We start from the raw sequence: 18,645 nt of genomic DNA on the forward strand, positions 1-18,645 counted from the left end.
CCTTCCAGTCCGCTCAGGCCGTAGGGCATTCAACCGCCCAGGCTCAGGCCGCCGACGCACAGCCCGATGATCGGCACGCACAGGCCCGGGTCGTGCGGTGCGGGCGCGGGCGTCCGGGCGGGGGCGGTCGTGGAGGGCGCGGCCCGTGGCGCGGTGGGTGCCGGGGCCGCCCGGGTGCCTGGCGCCCGGGAGGCGGTGGGCACCCGGGGGATCTGCGGGATACCGGTCGGCGGGTCGGTCTCCGCGGCCGCCGGGGCGGCGGCCCCGTCGGAGGCCCGGGCGGAAGGCCCCGCGGTGGTCTCCATGGCGGCCTTCCCGGCCTTCCCAGTCGTCCCCGCCGACCCGGCCGTCTCCGGTACGGCGGAGGCGGCGCTCCCCGTGCGGAGGACGGAGGCGGTGGAGGGGCCGTCCGCGCCCCCGCCCGGCGCGGTGCGGAGCGTGGCTGCCGTGTCGGTGGCGTCGATCCGGGGCGCGGCCTCGGCCTGTCCGCCGCCGCCCGTCACCGCGTCCGGGGCGAGGCGTACCAGGCTCAGCACCCCGGCGGCCAGGGCGAACCCGCCGACCGCGAGGGCGATCCGCCGGGGGCGCGGCTTGCGGTGCCGCCCGGCGGGGCGGAACCGGAGGGGTCCCGGGGCCCCGGGCGCGATGGCCGTGGTCTCGCCGGTGCCGGTGTCCGTCGTCATGCTCGTCCCTCCCGGTGTGCCCGCGCGCCCCCGGTGCGCCCTGGCGGTGGGCAGGCTATGTGCCGCCCGGCGGGAGGCGCGGCGGAGAACAGGCGAATGTCACCCGAAAGAGGTCAGGCGACCGGATGGCGGCCGGGGCCCGGCGGGTGTGGACGGCGGCTTCCCCGGGGCCGCTCCGGCTGCGATGATCGGGCGGTCGGTGTTAACCCGCGTTAACCGGGAGGGTGTCATGGCGGAGCAGACGGACGAGCGGCGGTTCGGCGAGTATGTCGTCGTACGGCGGCACGGACATGTCGCGGAACTGGTGCTGGACCGGCCCAAGGCGATGAACGCGGTGTCCACGGAGATGGCCCGTTCGATCATCGCGGCCTGCGCACACCTGGCCGCCGACCGGGACGTGCGGGTGACCGTGCTGACGTCGACGCACGAGCGGGCGTTCTGCGTGGGCGCCGACCTGAAGGAGCGGAACTCCTTCACGGACGCGGATCTGCTGCGCCAGCGCCCTTTCTCCCGCGGCGCCTACACCGGGGTCCTGGAGCTGCCGATGCCGACCGTCGCCGCCGTGCACGGCTTCGCCCTGGGCGGCGGCTTCGAGCTGGCGCTGTCCTGCGACCTGATCGTGGCGGACGGTACGGCGGTGGTCGGGCTGCCCGAGGTGTCCGTGGGGGTGATCCCGGGCGGCGGCGGGACCCAGCTGCTGCCCCGCCGGGTGGGGGCGGCCCGCGCGGCGGAGCTGATCTTCACCGCGCGGCGGCTCCCGGCGGCCGAGGCGCGGGAGCTGGGGCTGGTCGACGTGCTGGTCGAGGAGGGCCGGGACCGCCCGGAGGCGCTCGCCCTCGCGGCCCGTATCGCCGCGAACTCCCCGGTGGGCCTGCGCGCCGCGAAGCGCGCCCTGCGCCTGGGCCATGGCCTCGATCTGCGGACCGGCCTGGAGGTCGAGGACGCCGCCTGGCGCGCGGTGGCCTTCTCCGGCGACCGCGCGGAGGGAGTGGCCGCCTTCAACGAGAAGCGCAGCCCGGAGTGGCCGGGGGAGTAGGGGCGAGGGCCCGGGGGTGCGGGACGGGAGAGGGGGCGAGGGCCCGGGGGTGCGGGACGGGAGAGGGGGCGAGGGCCCGGGGGTGCGGGACGGGAGAGGGGGCGAGGGCCCCGGGGGTGCGGGACGGGCCCCTGATCGCCGTACCGATGTCTCATGGTCCCCTGATCGTCCCTAGCCTGGTGTCGTGGTCGAGGACAGTCGGCTGAAGGCCGTGGTGGCGCTGGCGCAGGGCATGGCGGCGGCGCACACCTCGCATGAGTCCTGGCGGGCCGCCGCGGCGGGCGCGTGCCGGGCGCTCGCCGGGAGCTTCGCCGCGCTCTCCGTGTGGGAGCGCGAGGGCGGGCGGCTGCGGGTCCTCGTCAATGTGGGGGACCGGGCGCCCGAGGAGGAGGAGTTCCCCGAGGACGAGTCGTACCCGGTGCACCAGTTCCCGGAGATCACGGAGTTCCTCCATGAGCGCTGGGCGGGCGGCGGCGGCCCCAGCGCCTGGGTGGAGACCGCCCGGGACCCGGCCGCGGAGCGCGGGGGCTACGCCAACCAGCGGGTCGCCTCGCTGCGCCGCCGCGGGCGCGGCTGCTGTGTGGTCGCGCCGCTGGTGCTGCACGGCCGCGCCTGGGGGGAGCTGTATGTCGCCCGGCGGGACGACGCCCCCGTGTTCGACGCCGCCGACGCCGACTTCGCCACGGTCCTGGCCTCCGTGGTCGCCGCGGGCCTCGCCCAGTCCGAGCGGCTGGAGGAGGCCCACCGGCTCGCCTTCACCGACGCGCTGACCGGCCTCGCCAACCGCCGCGCGATCGATGTGCGCCTGGACGAGGCGATCGAGCGGCACCGCGGCGACGGGTCGGCGGTCTCGCTCGTCATCTGCGACCTGAACGGGCTCAAGCGCGTCAACGACACCCGGGGGCACGCCGTGGGCGACCGGCTCCTGGAGCGTTTCGGGTCGGTGCTCTCGCTGTGCGGGGCCATGCTGCCCGGTGCCCTGGTCGCCCGGCTCGGCGGCGACGAGTTCTGTCTGCTGGCGGTCGGGCCCCCGGCGGACGAGGTGGTCCGGATCGCCGACGAAGTGTGCCGCCGGGCCGCCGAGTTGGAGCTGGGCGACGGGGTCGCCTGCGGTGTCGCCTGCACGGCGGACCCGATCGGCCCGGTCCGCTCGGCCCGTCGGCTGTTCCGGCTCGCGGACGCGGCGCAGTACCGTGCCAAGGCGCTGCGCTCCGCGAAGCCCGTGGTCGCGGGCCGTGAGGGGCCCGACGACCCGGTCGTACGGCTGGCCGACGCGCCGCCTCCCGCGGCGGGCGAGCGCCGCCGTATCCGCGGCCGCCACTGAGGCCGGGGCGCGGACGGCCGGTAAGGGGCGGGCCCGCCGTCCACAGGCGACAGCGGACTAGTGACATCTCTGAATTCACTGCGTACGCTCCTGAATATGGATATGCACACTGTGGTGGTGGGGACGTCCGGGGTGACCGCGTCCGACGTGCTCGCCGTGGCGCGGGCCGATGCCCGGGTCGAGCTTTCCGAGGAGGCCCGTGCGGCCCTCGCGGCGGCCCGCGGGGTCGTGGAGGCGCTGGCGGCCAAGCCGGAACCGGTCTACGGGGTCAGCACGGGCTTCGGCGCCCTGGCGACCCGGCACATCAGCCAGGAGCTGCGCACCCGGCTCCAGCGCAACATCGTCCGCTCCCACGCGGCGGGCATGGGCCCCCGGGTCGAGCGGGAGGTCGTCCGCGCCCTGATGTTCCTCCGGCTGAAGACCGTCTGCTCCGGCCGCACCGGTGTGCGCCCCGAGGTCGCGCAGACCATGGCGGACCTCCTCAACGCCGGCATCACCCCGGTCGTGCACGAGTACGGCTCGCTCGGCTGCTCCGGCGACCTGGCCCCGCTGTCCCACTGTGCGCTCGCGCTGATGGGCGAGGGCGACGCCGAGGACCGCGACGGTGCCATACGGCCCGCCTCCGAACTCCTCGCCGAGCACGGCATCGCCCCCGTCGAGCTGCGCGAGAAGGAAGGCCTCGCACTCCTCAACGGCACCGACGGCATGCTCGGCATGCTGATCATGGCCCTGGCGGACCTGGAGACGCTCTACAAGTCGGCCGATGTCACGGCGGCACTCTCGCTGGAGGCGCTGCTCGGCACGGACAAGGTGCTCGCCCCGGAGCTGCACACCATCCGCCCCCACCCCGGCCAGGGCGCCTCGGCCGCCAATATGCTGGCGGTGCTGAAGGGTTCGGGACTGACGGGCCATCACCAGGACGACGCCCCGCGCGTCCAGGACGCCTACTCGGTGCGCTGCGCCCCGCAGGTCGCGGGCGCAGGCCGGGACACCCTGGCGCACGCCCGCCTGGTCGCCGAACGGGAGCTGGCCTCCGCGGTGGACAACCCGGTGGTGCTGCCCGACGGACGGGTGGAGTCCAACGGGAACTTCCACGGCGCGCCGGTGGCCTACGTACTCGACTTCCTGGCGATCGCCGCGGCCGATCTGGCCTCGATCGCGGAGCGCCGCACCGACCGCCTGCTGGACAAGAACCGCTCGCACGGCCTGCCGCCGTTCCTCGCGGACGACGCGGGTGTCGACTCCGGTCTGATGATCGCCCAGTACACGCAGGCGGCGCTGGTGAGTGAGATGAAGCGGCTGGCCGTCCCGGCCTCCGCCGACTCGATCCCCTCCTCGGCCATGCAGGAGGACCATGTCTCGATGGGCTGGTCGGCGGCGCGCAAGCTGCGTACCGCGGTGGACAACCTCACCCGGGTGCTGGCGATCGAGCTGTACGCGGCGACCCGGGCGGTCGAACTGCGTGAGGGCCTGACGCCTGCCCCGGCCAGCCGGGCGGCGATCACGGCCCTGCGCGCGGCGGGCTCCGAGGGCCCCGGCCCGGACCGCTACCTGGCCCCGGACCTCGCGGCGGCGGACGCCTTCGTACGCGCGGGGAGCCTGGTGGCATCCGTGGAGACCGTCACCGGCCCGCTGGCCTGAGACCGGGCGCCCCTTCCGTGGGGAAGGGGCGCCCCTTGAAGATCTCGCTGGACCTTTGCGCCGTACCCGGCCGCTGGGCCGTGAATTGCGCCCGGCTCCAGCGGGGGACCTAGCAGGCCTCCAGCCGCTCCCTGCGCACCGAGTACGCCAGGAATCCCCCGCCCAGGCACAGGGAGAGCGCTCCGCCCACCACATACGGCGTGGTGTCCACGCTTCCGGTGTCGGCGAGCCGGGTGCCCACCGCCGCCCCGTCCGCTTCCAGGGCGTCCGACGGCCCGGAGGCGGCGTCCGACGGCTCGGTGGCGGAGGTGGAGACGGTGTCCGCCGCACCGTCGGCCGCGGACCTCACCGTGGTGACCTGCGAAGACCCGGCAGATCCCGCAGATCCCGCGGATCCCGCAGACCTGGCAGATCCCGCGGACCCCCGCGCGGCTTCCGAGGCCGCCTGCGCGGACCTCGACGTCGCGGATCCCGCCGTCGCGGGGCCGGGCAGATCGGGGGTGGCATTGGCGGACGGGACGAACCACAGGGCCCCCAGCAGGGTTCCCGCCGCGGTGGCGGTCAGCAGGGTCCGGCGTGCGGTGGACGACGAGCGACGTGCGGCGGACACGAAATACCGATCCCCCTGGGGCGGTTGCGAATTGGCCGTGTACAGCGATGCTAGTGAAAGGCGCGGGTCGTGGGAAAGTCGCGGCCCCCGGGGGCCTTACGCTCCCGCCATGAGTACTTCTGAGACATCACGGTTTGTCCGGCTTCGTGTGGAGCTGGTCCTCGAGGTCAGCGACCCCGACACCGTCACCAAGGCCGCGCTGCGCCGTATCGCCGACGACACGGGCATGCCGGAGGTGGAGCGTCTGTACACCGAGACCGCGGTGACGGAGGACCCGGCCGAGGCGCTGGCGTACCTCGTCGACCCGTCCGACCTGCTCGGTGAGGTGCCGGGGGTCGAGCTGGCCCAGGCGTCCTGGAGCAGCGAGCAGATCGACTACGACCCGGACTCGCCGGACTGGGACCTCGACGACGACGAGGAGGGCGAGGAGGAGGACGACGACTGACGGCGGCGAGGGACCCGGCCGACGCGGCCGGGGGCGATCATGACCCCGGGCGGCAACCGGCCCCCGGGGTCCCGTCGTCTCGAGCAGCGTTCCTCACGTTCCCCGCGGCACCGCTACGATCCGCGCCATACGGGGGTTGTCCCCGCCCCGCCTGGGCGGGCGTGGTGTGGCCCACACCTCGATGGGGTGTGGAACGGGGCGAACCGGTCGTAGCGTTGATGGTTCTTGCGGGGGACCGTACGGGGTTTTGGGGTTTCGGCAACGATGGAGAAGCGTGTGATGACGGACAGTAAGCGGCGCAAGGGTCTGGTGACCGCGTCCGCACTGCTCGGCGGAATGCTGGTGCTCACCGCGTGCAGCGGAAGCGACAAGGCGTCCGGCGGTGGCGAATCCACCGCGCAGGCCAAGGTCGACGAGGCGGCTGCCCAGAAGAGCTCCGAGGCACAGATCAAGATCACCCCGGGTGACGGTTCCGACAACGCCTCCATCAACAACGCGGCCAAGGTCACGGTCGCGAAGGGCACCCTGAGCCAGGTCGCCATGACCACCGCGACCGGCACGCCCGTCAGCGGTCGGATATCCGCCGACAAGACGAGCTGGGCGCCCACCGGCCAGCTCCAGCGGGCGACGACCTACAAGATCGCCGTGACCGCCAAGGACTCCCAGGGGCGCGACGCCCATGAGAACGCCTCCTTCACCACGGTGGCCCCGGCTCACTCCTTCATAGGCAACTTCACCCCGGAGAGCGGCACCACCGTCGGCGTCGGCATGCCGGTGTCGATCAACTTCGACAAGGCGATCACCAACAAGGCCGCCGTGCAGAAGGGCATCACCGTCTCCTCCAGCAGCGGCCAGGAGGTCGTCGGTCACTGGTTCGGCGCCAACCGGCTCGACTTCCGCCCCGAGGACTACTGGAAGGCGGGCTCCACCGTCACGATGAAGCTCAACCTCGACGGTGTCGAGGGCGCGAGCGGCGTCTACGGCGTCCAGCAGAAGACGGTCACCTTCACGATCGGCCGCAACCAGGTCTCCTACGTCGACGCGAAGACCAAGGAGATGAAGATCACCCAGGACGGCAAGACCGTCAAGACCATCCCGATCTCCGCGGGATCGCCCGAGCACACCACGTACGAGGGCCAGATGGTGATCTCCGAGAAGTTCACCCAGACCCGGATGAACGGCGCCACGGTCGGCTTCACCGACTCCGACGGCAAGGGCGAGTACGACATCAAGGACGTGCCGCACGCGATGCGCCTGACCACGTCCGGCACCTTCATCCACGGCAACTACTGGGGCCCGCCGTCCGTCTTCGGCAGCGTCAACACCAGCCACGGCTGCGTCGGCCTCCAGGACGCAAAGGGCGCGGGCGACCCGGGCACGCCCGCCGCGTGGTTCTACAACCACTCGATGGTCGGCGACGTCGTGGTCATCTCCCACACCGGCGACAAGACGGTCTCCCCGGACAACGGCCTCAACGGCTGGAACATGGGCTGGGACCAGTGGAAGGCGGGCTCGGCCGTCTGACGCCCGGCCGCCGGCACCTTCGTACCGATGCCGCCGACCGCCCCGCACGGGCGGTCGGCGGCATCGCCGTTTCCCCGGCCGGACCCGTCCGCGGCGCCCAACTCCCGGGCCGTCAGGGCTTCTCATCCTTCTCTTATGTCCGGTTTATCGGTTCATCAGGGTGTGTCCCTAGCTTGCCGCCATGTTCTTCACCTACCTGAGGCGCGAACTGCGCCGCCGTAGAAAGGCGGCCCTCGTCGTCGCCTCCGGGCTCGCCCTGGGCATCGCCCTGGTCATCGTGGTCAACTCCGTGTCCTCCGGTATGGGGAAGGCGCAGGACAAGGTGCTCCAGTCGCTGTACGGGCTGGGGACCGACATGACCGTCACCAAGGCCGCCGCGGCCCCCTCCGGCGGCTCCCAGGGCCCGCGCTTCAGCTTCGGCGCCCGCGACAGCGGCAGCGGCAGCGGCAGCGACCAGACGCAGAGCAGCGACCGCGTCATGGTCCAGGGCTTCCAGACCCTCGACGACAGCACGGTCACCAAGGTGGGCGCGCAGAGCGGCGTCTCGCAGGCCGTGGGCGGACTGAGCCTCCGGGTCGTCAAGATCAGCGGGCAGTTCACCCGGGGCGAGTTCAAGCAGGACCAGAGCGGTGGCGGCCGCGGCGGCTACGGCGGCGGCCGGGCCCAGGGCCATGTCGAGGGCGGCGGCGCCAACTTCGACGTCAACAACTACTCCGTCTACGGCACGGATGTCACCAAGCCCGCCCTCGGTCCGCTGACCTCCTCAAAGATCACCAGCGGCCGTACCTTCACGACCTCGGAGACCAACGCCAAGGTCGCCGTCGTGGACGCGGCCTACGCCAAGGAAAAGAGCCTCAAGACCGGCTCCACCGTGACCATCAAGGGAGTCGCCTTCCAGGTCATCGGTATCGCCACCGCAGACAGCGGCGACTCCGCGGCCAACCTCTACATCCCGCTCCAGCAGGCCCAGACCCTCGGGGACGCCAAGGGCAAGGTCACCACGATCTACGTCAAGGCCGAGGACTCCCAGCAGATCGGGGCCGTCAAGTCGACGATCCAGAAGAACATCTCCGGGACCACGGTCACCACCTCCGCCGACCTCGCGAGCACGGTCTCCGGCTCCCTCTCCACCGCCTCCAGCCTCGCCGACAACGTGGGCAAGTGGCTGTCCGTGGTGGTGCTGGTGGCCGCGTTCCTGGTGGCGGGCCTGCTCACCTCCTCCGCCGTCTCCCGCCGCGTACGGGAGTTCGGCACCCTGAAGGCTCTCGGCTGGAAGTCCGGCCGGGTCACCCGCCAGGTCGTCGGTGAGGCCGTGGTCAACGGCCTGGTCGGCGGCGTCCTCGGCATCGCCCTGGGCCTCGCGGGCGCCTATGCGGTCACCGCGATCAGCCCCACCCTTCAGGCCCAGCTCGGCGGCGGCGAAGGCGGCGGCGGTCGCTTCGGTGGCGGTGGCGGTGGTGGTGGCGGCTTCGGCGGTGGCGGCGGGTTCGGCGGCGGCCGACGGGCCGCCAAGACCCTGGAGGTCGCGCTCACCGCGCCGGTCAGCCTCTCCACCATCGTCCTCGCGGTCGCCCTCGCCGTCACCGGGGGACTGATCGCCGGAGCCTTCGGCGGCTGGCGGGCCTCCCGGCTGCGCCCCGCCGACGCCCTGCGCCGCGTCGAGTAACCCCCGCCCCGCAGGCGCACGCGGACGCGAGCGCCGCACCTGGACGCGAGCGCCGCACCTGGACGCGAGCGCCGCACCCGGATGCGAGCGCCGCACCTGGACGCGAGCGCCGCACCTGGACGCGAGCGCCGCACGCGGACGCGAGCGCCGCACGCGGACGCGAGCGCCGCACGCGGACGCGAGCACCGCACCAGAACGCGAGCACCGCACCGGAACGCGAGCACCGCACCCCTTCCGTATCCCAGGAGTTGCACCATGTACGAACTCAGAGGCGTCACCAAGCGCTACACGCGGGGCAAGGAGACCATCAACGCCCTCGACGGCGTCGACCTCACGATCGGCGACGGCGACCGGCTCGTCATCCAGGGCCCCACCGGCGGCGGCAAGTCCACGCTGCTCCAGATGCTCGGCGGCCTGGACAAGCCCACCGGCGGCTCCGTCGAACTCGACGGCATCGATCTCGCCAAGCTCTCCGAGGCCCGGCTGACCAAGGTGCGCAGCGAGAACATCGGCTTCGTCTTCCAGAGCTTCAACCTGATCCCGACGCTCACCGCCCAGGAGAACGTCGAGACCGCGCTCGTACCCCTCGGCATCAAGGGTGCGGAGCGCCGCGAACGGGCCGCCCGGGCCCTGGACTCGGTCGGCCTCGGTGAGCGGCTCGGCCATCTGCCCGCCGAGCTGTCCGGCGGGCAGCAGCAGCGCGTCGCGATCGCCCGTGCCCTGGTGAAGCGCCCCAAGGTGCTGCTCGCCGACGAGCCCACCGGAAACCTGGACGAGTCCACCCGGGACGAGATCATGGACGTACTGGAGACCCTGTGGAAGGAGCACGGGCTGACCTTTGTGATGGTCACGCACGACTCCGCGCTGGCGAAGAAGGCCCCGCGCCTCGCGACCATCCGCAAGGGCCGGATCACGGTCCGGGAGAACGCCGTTTCCTAGGTCTGCCACCGGGTCGGCCTGTTGCCGTCCGGTGCTCTTGAGGCGCTGATCGCCCCCCGGGCATACTGCGTGCCCCGGGGGGTTGACGTGCACATGCGCGGCTCATCCCCCGGCCGGGTGAATGGGGAATTCGCCCGGTTTCCTCATCTCCAGGGGGAGTTGTGCGCAGACAAGTGAAGAGAGCATGCGCGGCCGCCGTCGCCACGGCGGCCGCGGTCGCGCTGGCGGCGGGTATGACCGGCCCGGCGTCGGCGAAGCCGGGGCCGGCTGCCCGCCCGGCCGCCGCCGGGACCCTCACCGCGAAGCACCGCATCACCCTGATCACCGGAGACCGGGTGGTACTGGACGCCAGGGGCCGGGTCGCCGGTCTTGAGCGGGCCAAGGGCCGCGAGAAGGTCCCGGTGCAGATCCACAGGGCCGCCGGACACACCTATGTGGTGCCGGCCGACGCGGCCGCCCTGATCGCCTCCGGCACCCTCGACCGGCGGCTGTTCGACGTCACCGGCCTCAACTCCGCCCGCACCCGCCGGGACGAGAAGAACGGCCCGAAGGTCATCGTGGGCTACCGGGGCACCGCGAGCGCCGCGAAGGGTGAGGTACGGGAGGCGGGCACCCTCCGCAGAACCCTGACCGCCCTGAACGCGGACGCGGTCCAGGCGCCCCCGCGGGACACGGCCCGGCTCTGGAAGGCACTCACCGCGGACGGCGGCACCGCCTCCGGTATCGCGCACATCTGGCTCGACGGCGTCCGCAGGGCCAGCCCCGACACCTCGGTGACACAGATCGGCGCCCCGAAGGCCTGGGCCGCGGGCTACGACGGCAAGGGCGTCAAGGTCGCCGTGCTCGATACCGGCGTCTACGCCGACCACCCGGACCTCAAGGGTCAGGTGATCGCGGCCAAGAACTTCTCCACCGCCGCCACCGCCGCCGACAAGGTCGGCCACGGCACCCATGTGGCGTCCATCGTGGCGGGCACCGGCGCGAAGTCGCACGGCCTCTACAAGGGAGTCGCCCCCGGCGCGAAGATCCTCAGCGGCAAGGTCCTGGACGACGAGGGATACGGCGACGACTCCGGCATCCTCGCCGGTATGGAGTGGGCGGCTCAGCAGGGCGCCGACATCGTCAATCTGAGCCTGGGCGGCCCCGACACCCCCGGAGTCGATCCGCTGGAGGCCGAGGTGAACAAGCTGTCCGAGCAGAAGGGCATCCTGTTCGCCGTCGCCGCGGGCAACGACGGCGAGCTGGGCGAGGGGACCGTCGGCTCCCCGGGCAGCGCGGCCGACGCGCTCACCGTCGGTGCCGTCGACAGCGCCGACAAACTGGCCTCCTTCTCCAGCCGGGGCCCCGGTCCCGACGCCGCCGTCAAGCCCGATGTGACCGCCCCCGGTGTGAACATCACCGCCGCCGCGGCCCCCGGCAGCCTCATCGACAAGGAGACCGGCGAGAAGCCGCCCGGCTACCTCACCCTCTCCGGTACGTCGATGGCGACCCCGCATGCCGCGGGCGCCGCCGCGCTCCTCAAGCAGGAGCACCCCGACTGGACCTTCGCCGAGCTGAAGTCGGCGCTGACGGGCTCCGCCAAGGGCGGCGCCTACACCCCCTTCCAGCAGGGATCCGGCCGGATCGCGGTGGACAGGGCGATCGGGCAGACCGTCCTCGCCCAGCCGTCCTCCGTGTCCTTCGGCACCGCGCGGTGGCCCCACACCGACGACCGGCCCCTCACCCGGCAGCTGACCTACCGCAACACCGGCCACGCCGCCGTCACCCTGTCGCTCGCGCTGACCGCCACCGACCCCCGCGGCCGCCCCGCGCCCGCCGGGTTCTTCACGCTCGGCGCGCGGCAGGTGACCGTCCCGGCGGCCGGCACGGCCACCGTCCCGGTCGGCACCGACACCCGACCCGGCGGCTCGGTCAACGGCGCCTACTCCGCGTATGTGACCGCGACGGGCGGCGGCCGCAGCGTCCGCACGGCCCTGGCCGTGGAGCGCGAGACCGAGTCGTACGACGTCACCCTGAAGTACACCGACCGTCCCGGGCACCACCCCGTCCATCTGACCGACCTGACGGATCTGTCGCCCACGGGGGACGCGCGGGACTACTTCTCCCAGACCGCCGACAACACCGTGACGATCCGGGTGCCGAAGGGCACCTATCTGCTCGACTCGGTCTCCCTGAAGAGCCCGGACTCGATCGAGGGCGGCGCGGACTGGCTGGTCCGGCCCCGGCTGGACGTCACCGGCGCCACCACGGTCACCGTCGATCTGACCAGGACCAGGCCCGCCGACATCACCGTGCCGGACCCCGCCGCCAAGCCCGCCTCGGCGACCGTCGCGTACAACTACGAGGCAGGGAACGTCGGTTCGGGCACCGCCCTGTCCGTGCCGTCCTTCGGGGACCTGCGCATCGCGCACCTCGGCCCCGCCGTCCCCTCGGGCCTCTGGCAGAGCTGGTTCGGCCAGTGGACCAAGGGCGGCACCGCCGAGTACGACATCTTCACCGGGGCCCGGGTCAAGAAGCTGGAGGGCGCGCATGTCCGCCACTACCGGGCGGGCGAGCTGGCCGCGCTGAAGCTGAACCTCGGCGCCGCGAGCAGCGGCAAGACCGGCGCGGTCGGCGCCTATGCCGAACTGCCCGAGGACTTCGCGGGCAACGCCCCGGTGGAGCAGGGCCTGCGCTCCACCCGCACGCTGTATGTCTCGACCGGCGAGAAGGTCCAATGGGCCCTGGACTTCACCCAGTTCAGCGCTACGAGGGCCCCGGGGGGCCTGCCGGTCGCCGAGGCCTACTACACGCTCGACACCCCCGAGACCTTCCGCGCGGGCCGCACCTACGGCAAGACCTTCAACACCGCCGTCTTCGGACCGAAGGTCGACTCCGTCTACGGCATCTTCCGCGAGGGCAACCGGATCTACGGCCTGCTGCCGCTGTTCACCGACGGCCAGAACCACTCCGGGTCCTCGGACTTCCTGTCGGTCGGTACGACGCTCTACCGCAACGGCACCAAGGTCGGTTCGAACGCCGACCCGCTGTTCGGGCAGGAGAGCTTCACCGTGCCGTCCGGCGACGCCTCCTACCGGCTCGCGACCTCAGTCGTCCGCAGTGTGAAGGTCGCCGCCGCCTCCACCCGCATCGACGCGAGCTGGACGTTCCGGTCCAAGAAGGCCGACGAGGCCAAGCTGCCCGCCTCCTCGGTCCGCTTCGGCGCGACCACCGGCCTGGACAGCCGCGTTGCGGCGGGCCGGAAGGTCACCGTCCCGGTGACCGTGGAGGGTTCGGCCGCGGGCCGCAACCTCGGCTCCCTCGGCGTATGGGTGTCGTACGACTACGGCAGGACCTGGACGAAACTCACCGTCGCCCACGGCACCGTCACCTACCGGAACCCGGCCAGGGGCCAGGGCCTATCCTTCCACGCCAAGATCGCCGACAAGCAGGGCAACAAGGCCACGATCTCGATCTACAACGCCTTCTACGGCATATGAGACGCAGCCGGAACCCGGCATGACGCACCGGAACGGCCCGCCGGAAGACATCCTTCCGGCGGGCCGTTCCCGTGGTGTCCCTCTGGGCACGTGTCCCTTGTGCGGTGCGCGTGTCCCGCTGTGCGCGGGCGGTCTCAGGGGTGGGGCACGGTGCCCGCGCGGGTCGCGTCCGTGCCCCAGCTCGCCAGCAGCCGCAGTGCCTCCGCCGACGCCGACCCGGGCTCGGCGTGGTAGGTCACCAGCGCGACTTCACTGTCGTTCGACGGCCTGAACGACTCGAACTGCAAGGCGAGTTCGCCGACCAGCGGATGCCGCATCAGCTTCAGCCCGTGGCTCTTCTCCTTGACGTCGTGCGTCGCCCACAGCCGCCGGAACTCCTCGCTCTTCACCGAGAGTTCCCCGACCAGCGCCGACAGCCGGGGGTCGTCCGGGTGGCAGCCGGCCTCGTACCGCAGCTGGCACACGATGTCGATCGCCTTCTGCTCCCGGTCCACGAACAGGTCCTGGTACTCGGGCCGCAGAAAGACCATCCGCGCCCAGTTCCGCTCCGGCGGCGGCAGCTGCGCCCAGTCCCCGAAGACGGCCGCGGCCATCCGGTTCCAGGCGAGGATCTCCGAGCGCCGCCCCACCAGATAGGCGGGCACCCCCTCGAAGGAGTCCAGCAGCTGGCGCAGCGACGCCCGCACATGCTGCGTCCGCGCCGACGGCTTCTTCTTGTGCGCCTTCGGCTTGGCCAGATGCGTCAGATGGGCGTGCTCCGCGTCCGTCAGCCGCAGCGCCCGGGCGATCGCGTCGAGTACCTCCGCGGACACATTCCGTCCATTGCCCTGTTCCAGGCGCGTGTAGTACGCCACGGACACCCCGGCCAGCTGCGCCAGTTCCTCACGGCGCAGCCCCGGCACCCGCCGGTGCCGTCCGAAGGGTGTCAGGCCCACGTCCTCGGGCTTGAGGCGGGCCCGCCGGGTGCGCAGAAACTCGCTCAGCTCGGCGCGCCGGTCCAGGGGCTGGCCGGGGGCCGCCTGCACGGAGTCGGGCTGTTCGTCCATGCGTCCAGTATTCCCGTTCGTACGCCCAGGAGCCTGACCCCGTCAGTAGTAGGACCGCCGTACGTAGGCAGAGCTGTGACCTGGGTGAAAGTCGAGCGGGCGGGCAGGCTGGACGCCGTACCCGGCAGAAAGGCCGCCGGGTGCGCGACCCCCCAAGGAGTGAACTCCGGCATGACCACCGTTGCTGCGTACGCCGCCCCCGCCGCCAAGGCTCCGCTCGAGCGCACCACGATCGAGCGCCGTGAGGTCGGCGAGTTCGACGTTCTGATCGACATCAAGTTCGCCGGTATCTGCCACTCGGACATCCACCAGGCCCGCGAGGGCTGGGGTGAGGCGATCTTCCCGATGGTTCCGGGCCACGAGATCGCGGGTGTGGTGGCCGAGGTCGGTTCCGGCGTGACCAAGTTCAAGGTCGGGGACCGGGTGGGCGTCGGCTGCATGGTCGACTCCTGCCGCGAGTGCGACAACTGCAAGGCAGGCTTCGAGCAGTACTGCGCCAAGGGCATGGTGGGCACGTACAACGCCCTCGACAAGAACGGCGAGCCCACCTACGGCGGCTACTCCCAGAAGATCGTCGTGGACGAGGGTTACACCGTACGGATCCCCGACGGCCTCTCCCTCGACGTGGCCGCCCCGCTGCTGTGCGCCGGCATCACCACGTACTCCCCGCTCCACCACTGGAAGGCGGGCCCCGGCAAGAAGGTCGCGGTCGTCGGCCTGGGCGGCCTCGGCCACATGGCCGTCAAGATCGCGCACGCGATGGGCGCCGAGGTGACCGTGCTCTCCCAGACCCTGCGCAAGAAGGACGACGGGCTGAAGCTGGGCGCCGACCACTACCACGCCACCAGCGACCCGAAGACCTTCGAGGAGCTGCGCGGCTCGTTCGACCTGATCGTCTCGACCGTGTCGGCCCCGCTGGACTTCGGCGCCTATCTGTCGCTGCTGAAGTCGGACGGCGCGCTGGTGAACGTGGGCGCCCCCGAGGAGCCCGTCTCGCTCAACCTGTTCTCGCTGATCTCCGGCCGCAAGACCCTCGCCGGGTCCGCCATCGGCGGCATCCGCGAGACCCAGGAAATGCTGGACTTCTGCGCGGAGCACGGCATCGGCGCGGAGATCGAGCTGATCGGCGCGTCCGAGATCAACGAGGCCTACGAGCGGGTGCTGGACAGCGATGTGCGGTACCGGTTCGTGATCGACACGGCCACCATCTGAGCATCCGGGCGATGCAACGCCGTGCGGCGGCCCTCCGGGGCCGCCGCACGGCGTTTTTGCTGTGTCCGGGCCGTCGGGCAGCCCTCGCGGGGGCCGTCGGCGGCGTACATCCGATTGCGGCTCGGGCGGCGCCATCTTAGCTTCAGGGCGTCGGAATAATCCGATAAGCCCTCATTGACCGGTGTGTCGGCCATGTTGGCTTTCCTTGTGGTGCCAGAACGGAGCATTCATGTCGGTGATGACCGGTACCCAGCCCCTGCCGCAGTACGGCCAGCAGATCAGCGGCTCCCAGCCCCAGATCGCACAGATCGTGCAACAGGCCATCCAGCAGGCGTGTCAGCAGGCGAGCCAGCAGGTCGCCCAGCGAATGCAGCAGCAGCTCCAGCACATCCAGCAGGTCCAGCAGCAGCTTCAGCAGCAGGGCCTGGCCCACCAGGCGCACCCCTACCTCGCCGTCGCGCTCCAGCACTCGCTGCACACGGGCATCCGGCAGGCGGTGGACCAGTCGGTGCAGCAGGCCCTGCCGATGGCCATCGCGACGATGCTCCAGCACAGCCAGCAGGGCATGCACGGCATGCAGCCCCAGCAGGGCATGGGCCACTTCGGGACGCAGCCCTTCCCGCAGTACCAGCAGCCCGTCTTCGGCTACGGCCAGATGAGCCAGCCCTTCGGTATCGGCTGACGCCAGGGCGGTGCGCGATGCGGTGTGCCCGGGAGCAATTCCCGGGCACACCGCATCCCCGTAGAGGCGGCGCGGACCGCCCCACCGGATCGCACAGCACCTGATCGCACAGCATCAGACGAGCACAGCACCAGGACGACGGACGACGACGTAGGCGTGGCGAAGGTGGACGCAATGGTCAAGGAAACGCCCGGAAACAGCGGGGAGAACGGGGCCGGGGACGCGGAAGCCGGTGGGGGCGGTGGATTCGGCGGGGGCGGTGGGCTCGGTGGGGCTGGGGGTGCCGGGGGATCCCGTGGGGTCGACGGGGTCGATGGGTTCGATGCGTTCGGCGGAGCCAATGGGAATGGCGCATCTGGCGCTTCCGGCGCTTCTGGCGCTTCCGGTGCTTCTGGCGGATCTGGCGGATCTGGCGCTTCCGGTGCGGCCGGTGCGCGGCGGGATGACGGGAGGGGCCGGACCGGAGCCCGGGAGCGGGAGCGGGAGGCGCGCTCGGCGCTGCCGGTGCGTCCGCGCCGGGAGCGGTATCTGGTCACCCCGCTGCCGGGGCAACTGCTGCCGCCGGGGACCCCTGAACTCGGCATGGACGCACTCTGCGAGCAACTGGAGCTGCTGACCGAGACCGACGTGATCCGCAGACTCCGGCCCTCGGAACGGCTCCGGGCTTCCGGAATGCCGCCGTCCTGCCCGGAGATCGCGGTGGTCGAGACGGCGGGGTCCCAGCTCCCGGCGCTGCGCTCGCTGCCCGTGTACATCGAGCCGGACCTGCCCCTGGCCGGTGCCGGACCCGTCGCCGCACCCGCCGCCGGGATGCTGCCCCTGCATGATCCGGGGCTGGTCCGGGCGCTGGACCGGCCGACGGAGATCACCTTCCGGGTCTGCGGGCCGGACGGCGAACCCCTGGTGGGCGCCGGGGTGTTCCTGCTCGGAGCCGCCTGGCCGGTCCAGGGCGTCACCGGCGCCGACGGAACGGTCACCCTCACGGCGGCCACCGAGACCACCGAGTCCGTGCACTTCCTCTACGTCCGGCCCGCGGCCGACTACACCGACCGCTGGATCCCCCGCCCCGAACTGTCGGCGACCCGCGAGAACCGCATCACCCTCACCCCGTTGGCCGAGGTCCACCCGGAACTGGAGACACGGCAGCGGTATGGCTGGGGTCAGCAGGCCATGCGGCTGGACCAGTTGCCCCCCACCTTCCGTGCCTTCGGCGTCAGGATCGCGCTCATCGGATCCGGGGTCGGCGCCGGGCACCCCGATCTGCGGCAGCAGGTGCGCTCCGGTGCCGACCTCGTGGGCGGCGAGGAGCGGGGCTGGGCCCACGATCCCGTCGGCACCGGCACCCATGCGGCGGGCATCGTCGTCGCCGCCGACACCGGCAAGGGTGTCATCGGTATCGCGGTCGACGCCGAGACCGAGGTCTGCAAGGTGCTGCCCGACGGGCACTTCAGCGATCTGATCGCCGCCCTGGACCACTGCATCGAGCACGAGGCCGACATCGCCCATGTCGCGGTGTCGGCCCCGTATCCGTCGGCCCTGGTGGCCCGCAAGCTCGCCGACGCGACCGCCGCGGGGATCGCCTGTGTCGCCCCGGCGGGCGACACAGGGGGGCCTGTCGCCTTCCCGGCGTCGCTGCCCACCGTGTTCGCCGTCGGCGCGCTCGGCCTCCACGGCTCGTTCCCCGAGGGCACCTCCCAGGCCACCCACCGCGGGCCGCAGCTGACCCCCGAGGGGCTGTTCGCCGCGCCGTTCAGCGGCCAGGGCGCCGGGGTCGACGCGGCCGCCCCCGGAGTGGCGGTCCTCTCCTGCGCGCCCCGGGGCGGCTACACGGCGCTCGACGGCACCTGCGCGGCCTCGGCGCATGTGGTGGGCCTGGCCGCGCTCGTCCTCGCCCACCACGAGGACTTCCGCGCCCAGCTGTTGCCCCGTGGCTCCGGCCGGGTGCGGCAGTTGTTCGAGATCATCGCGGCCAGCTGCCGCCCCCTGGCCGCGCCCGGCACGCCCGATGCGGCACGGGTCGGCCGGGGACTGCCCGACGCCCTGGCAGCCCTCGGCCTCACCCCGTCCCCCCAGCCCACCCCCACCCTGTCGCCCTACGCCGTCTCCATGGCGGGCTAGACCAACCAGACGGGCGACGCCCTCCTGACGGATGGCCCGACCCCGGCGGTCGGCCGCGGCCTTGGCGGGCGGCGCCGCGCTGGCGGTCGGCTTGGCCCTGGCGGGTGGGCTCGGCCCTGGCGGGTGGCCCGGCCCTGGCGGTTGGCCCGACCCCGGCGGTCGGCCGCGGCCTTGGCGGGCGGCGCCGCGCTGGCGGTCGGCTTGGCCCTGGCGGGTGGGCTCGGCCCTGGCGGGTGGCCC

14 protein-coding genes are annotated in these 18,645 nt (G+C 72.5%); 11 read left to right on the top strand and 3 right to left on the bottom strand.

Annotation, left to right across the window (positions count from 1 at the left end; all coding sequences use genetic code 11):
- Window positions 1-29 precede the first annotated feature (29 nt).
- Complete coding sequence (locus ACIHAA_RS20165) at window positions 30-683, bottom strand: hypothetical protein (RefSeq protein ID WP_399818920.1); 654 nt, start codon at window positions 681-683, stop codon at window positions 30-32.
- Between the two features lie 229 nt (window positions 684-912).
- On the opposite strand from ACIHAA_RS20165, the gene ACIHAA_RS20170 reads away from it, so the two are divergent.
- From ACIHAA_RS20170 to hutH, 3 genes are all read left to right on the top strand, one after another.
- Window positions 913-1,719 carry an enoyl-CoA hydratase/isomerase family protein gene (locus tag ACIHAA_RS20170; RefSeq protein WP_399818922.1) on the top strand — a complete coding sequence of 269 codons (807 nt, stop codon included), beginning with the start codon at window positions 913-915 and terminating at the stop codon, window positions 1,717-1,719.
- 184 nt (window positions 1,720-1,903) lie between these two features.
- Window positions 1,904-3,043, top strand: coding sequence for a diguanylate cyclase domain-containing protein (locus tag ACIHAA_RS20175; protein ID WP_399818924.1), 1,140 nt, complete (start codon window positions 1,904-1,906; stop codon window positions 3,041-3,043).
- A 102-nt stretch (window positions 3,044-3,145) separates the two neighbouring features.
- On the top strand, window positions 3,146-4,684 hold the full coding sequence (hutH, locus tag ACIHAA_RS20180) for a histidine ammonia-lyase (RefSeq protein ID WP_399819095.1): 1,539 nt from the start codon (window positions 3,146-3,148) through the stop codon (window positions 4,682-4,684).
- 109 nt (window positions 4,685-4,793) lie between these two features.
- Here the strand turns inward: hutH and ACIHAA_RS20185 are convergent, their stop codons facing one another.
- Window positions 4,794-5,033 carry an LAETG motif-containing sortase-dependent surface protein gene (locus ACIHAA_RS20185; RefSeq protein WP_399818926.1) on the bottom strand — a complete coding sequence of 80 codons (240 nt, stop codon included), beginning with the start codon at window positions 5,031-5,033 and terminating at the stop codon, window positions 4,794-4,796.
- 370 nt (window positions 5,034-5,403) lie between these two features.
- On the opposite strand from ACIHAA_RS20185, the gene ACIHAA_RS20190 reads away from it, so the two are divergent.
- From ACIHAA_RS20190 to ACIHAA_RS20210, 5 genes are all read left to right on the top strand, one after another.
- Complete coding sequence (locus ACIHAA_RS20190; protein WP_399818928.1) at window positions 5,404-5,739, top strand: hypothetical protein; 336 nt, start codon at window positions 5,404-5,406, stop codon at window positions 5,737-5,739.
- A gap of 279 nt (window positions 5,740-6,018) precedes the next feature.
- Window positions 6,019-7,263, top strand: coding sequence for an Ig-like domain-containing protein (locus ACIHAA_RS20195; RefSeq protein ID WP_399818930.1), 1,245 nt, complete (start codon window positions 6,019-6,021; stop codon window positions 7,261-7,263).
- Window positions 7,264-7,444: 181 nt separating this feature from the next.
- Entirely contained in the window at window positions 7,445-8,929 is a 1,485-nt protein-coding gene (locus tag ACIHAA_RS20200; RefSeq protein ID WP_399818931.1) for an ABC transporter permease, read from the top strand.
- A 255-nt stretch (window positions 8,930-9,184) separates the two neighbouring features.
- Window positions 9,185-9,868: an ABC transporter ATP-binding protein gene (locus ACIHAA_RS20205; RefSeq protein WP_399818933.1), complete on the top strand. Its 684-nt coding sequence runs from the start codon at window positions 9,185-9,187 to the stop codon at window positions 9,866-9,868.
- A gap of 173 nt (window positions 9,869-10,041) precedes the next feature.
- Entirely contained in the window at window positions 10,042-13,347 is a 3,306-nt protein-coding gene (locus ACIHAA_RS20210) for a S8 family peptidase (protein WP_399818935.1), read from the top strand.
- A 134-nt stretch (window positions 13,348-13,481) separates the two neighbouring features.
- On the opposite strand, the gene ACIHAA_RS20215 is transcribed toward ACIHAA_RS20210, so the two are convergent.
- Window positions 13,482-14,393, bottom strand: coding sequence for a helix-turn-helix domain-containing protein (locus ACIHAA_RS20215; RefSeq protein ID WP_399818937.1), 912 nt, complete (start codon window positions 14,391-14,393; stop codon window positions 13,482-13,484).
- 171 nt (window positions 14,394-14,564) lie between these two features.
- Here ACIHAA_RS20215 and ACIHAA_RS20220 point away from each other — a divergent pair, with 171 nt between their 5' ends.
- The 3 genes from ACIHAA_RS20220 (at window position 14,565) to ACIHAA_RS20230 (ending at window position 18,405) form a co-directional block, all read left to right on the top strand.
- Entirely contained in the window at window positions 14,565-15,605 is a 1,041-nt protein-coding gene (locus tag ACIHAA_RS20220) for an NAD(P)-dependent alcohol dehydrogenase (RefSeq protein WP_399818940.1), read from the top strand.
- 229 nt (window positions 15,606-15,834) lie between these two features.
- Window positions 15,835-16,287, top strand: coding sequence for a hypothetical protein (locus ACIHAA_RS20225; RefSeq protein ID WP_399818942.1), 453 nt, complete (start codon window positions 15,835-15,837; stop codon window positions 16,285-16,287).
- A gap of 504 nt (window positions 16,288-16,791) precedes the next feature.
- A complete protein-coding gene (locus ACIHAA_RS20230) occupies window positions 16,792-18,405 on the top strand; it encodes a S8 family serine peptidase (protein ID WP_399818944.1) in 1,614 nt (537 codons plus the stop codon).
- Window positions 18,406-18,645 lie beyond the last annotated feature (240 nt).

It is taken from the genome of Streptomyces sp. NPDC052040, assembly GCF_044548405.1.
Taxonomy (GTDB): Bacteria; Actinomycetota; Actinomycetes; order Streptomycetales; family Streptomycetaceae; genus Streptomyces.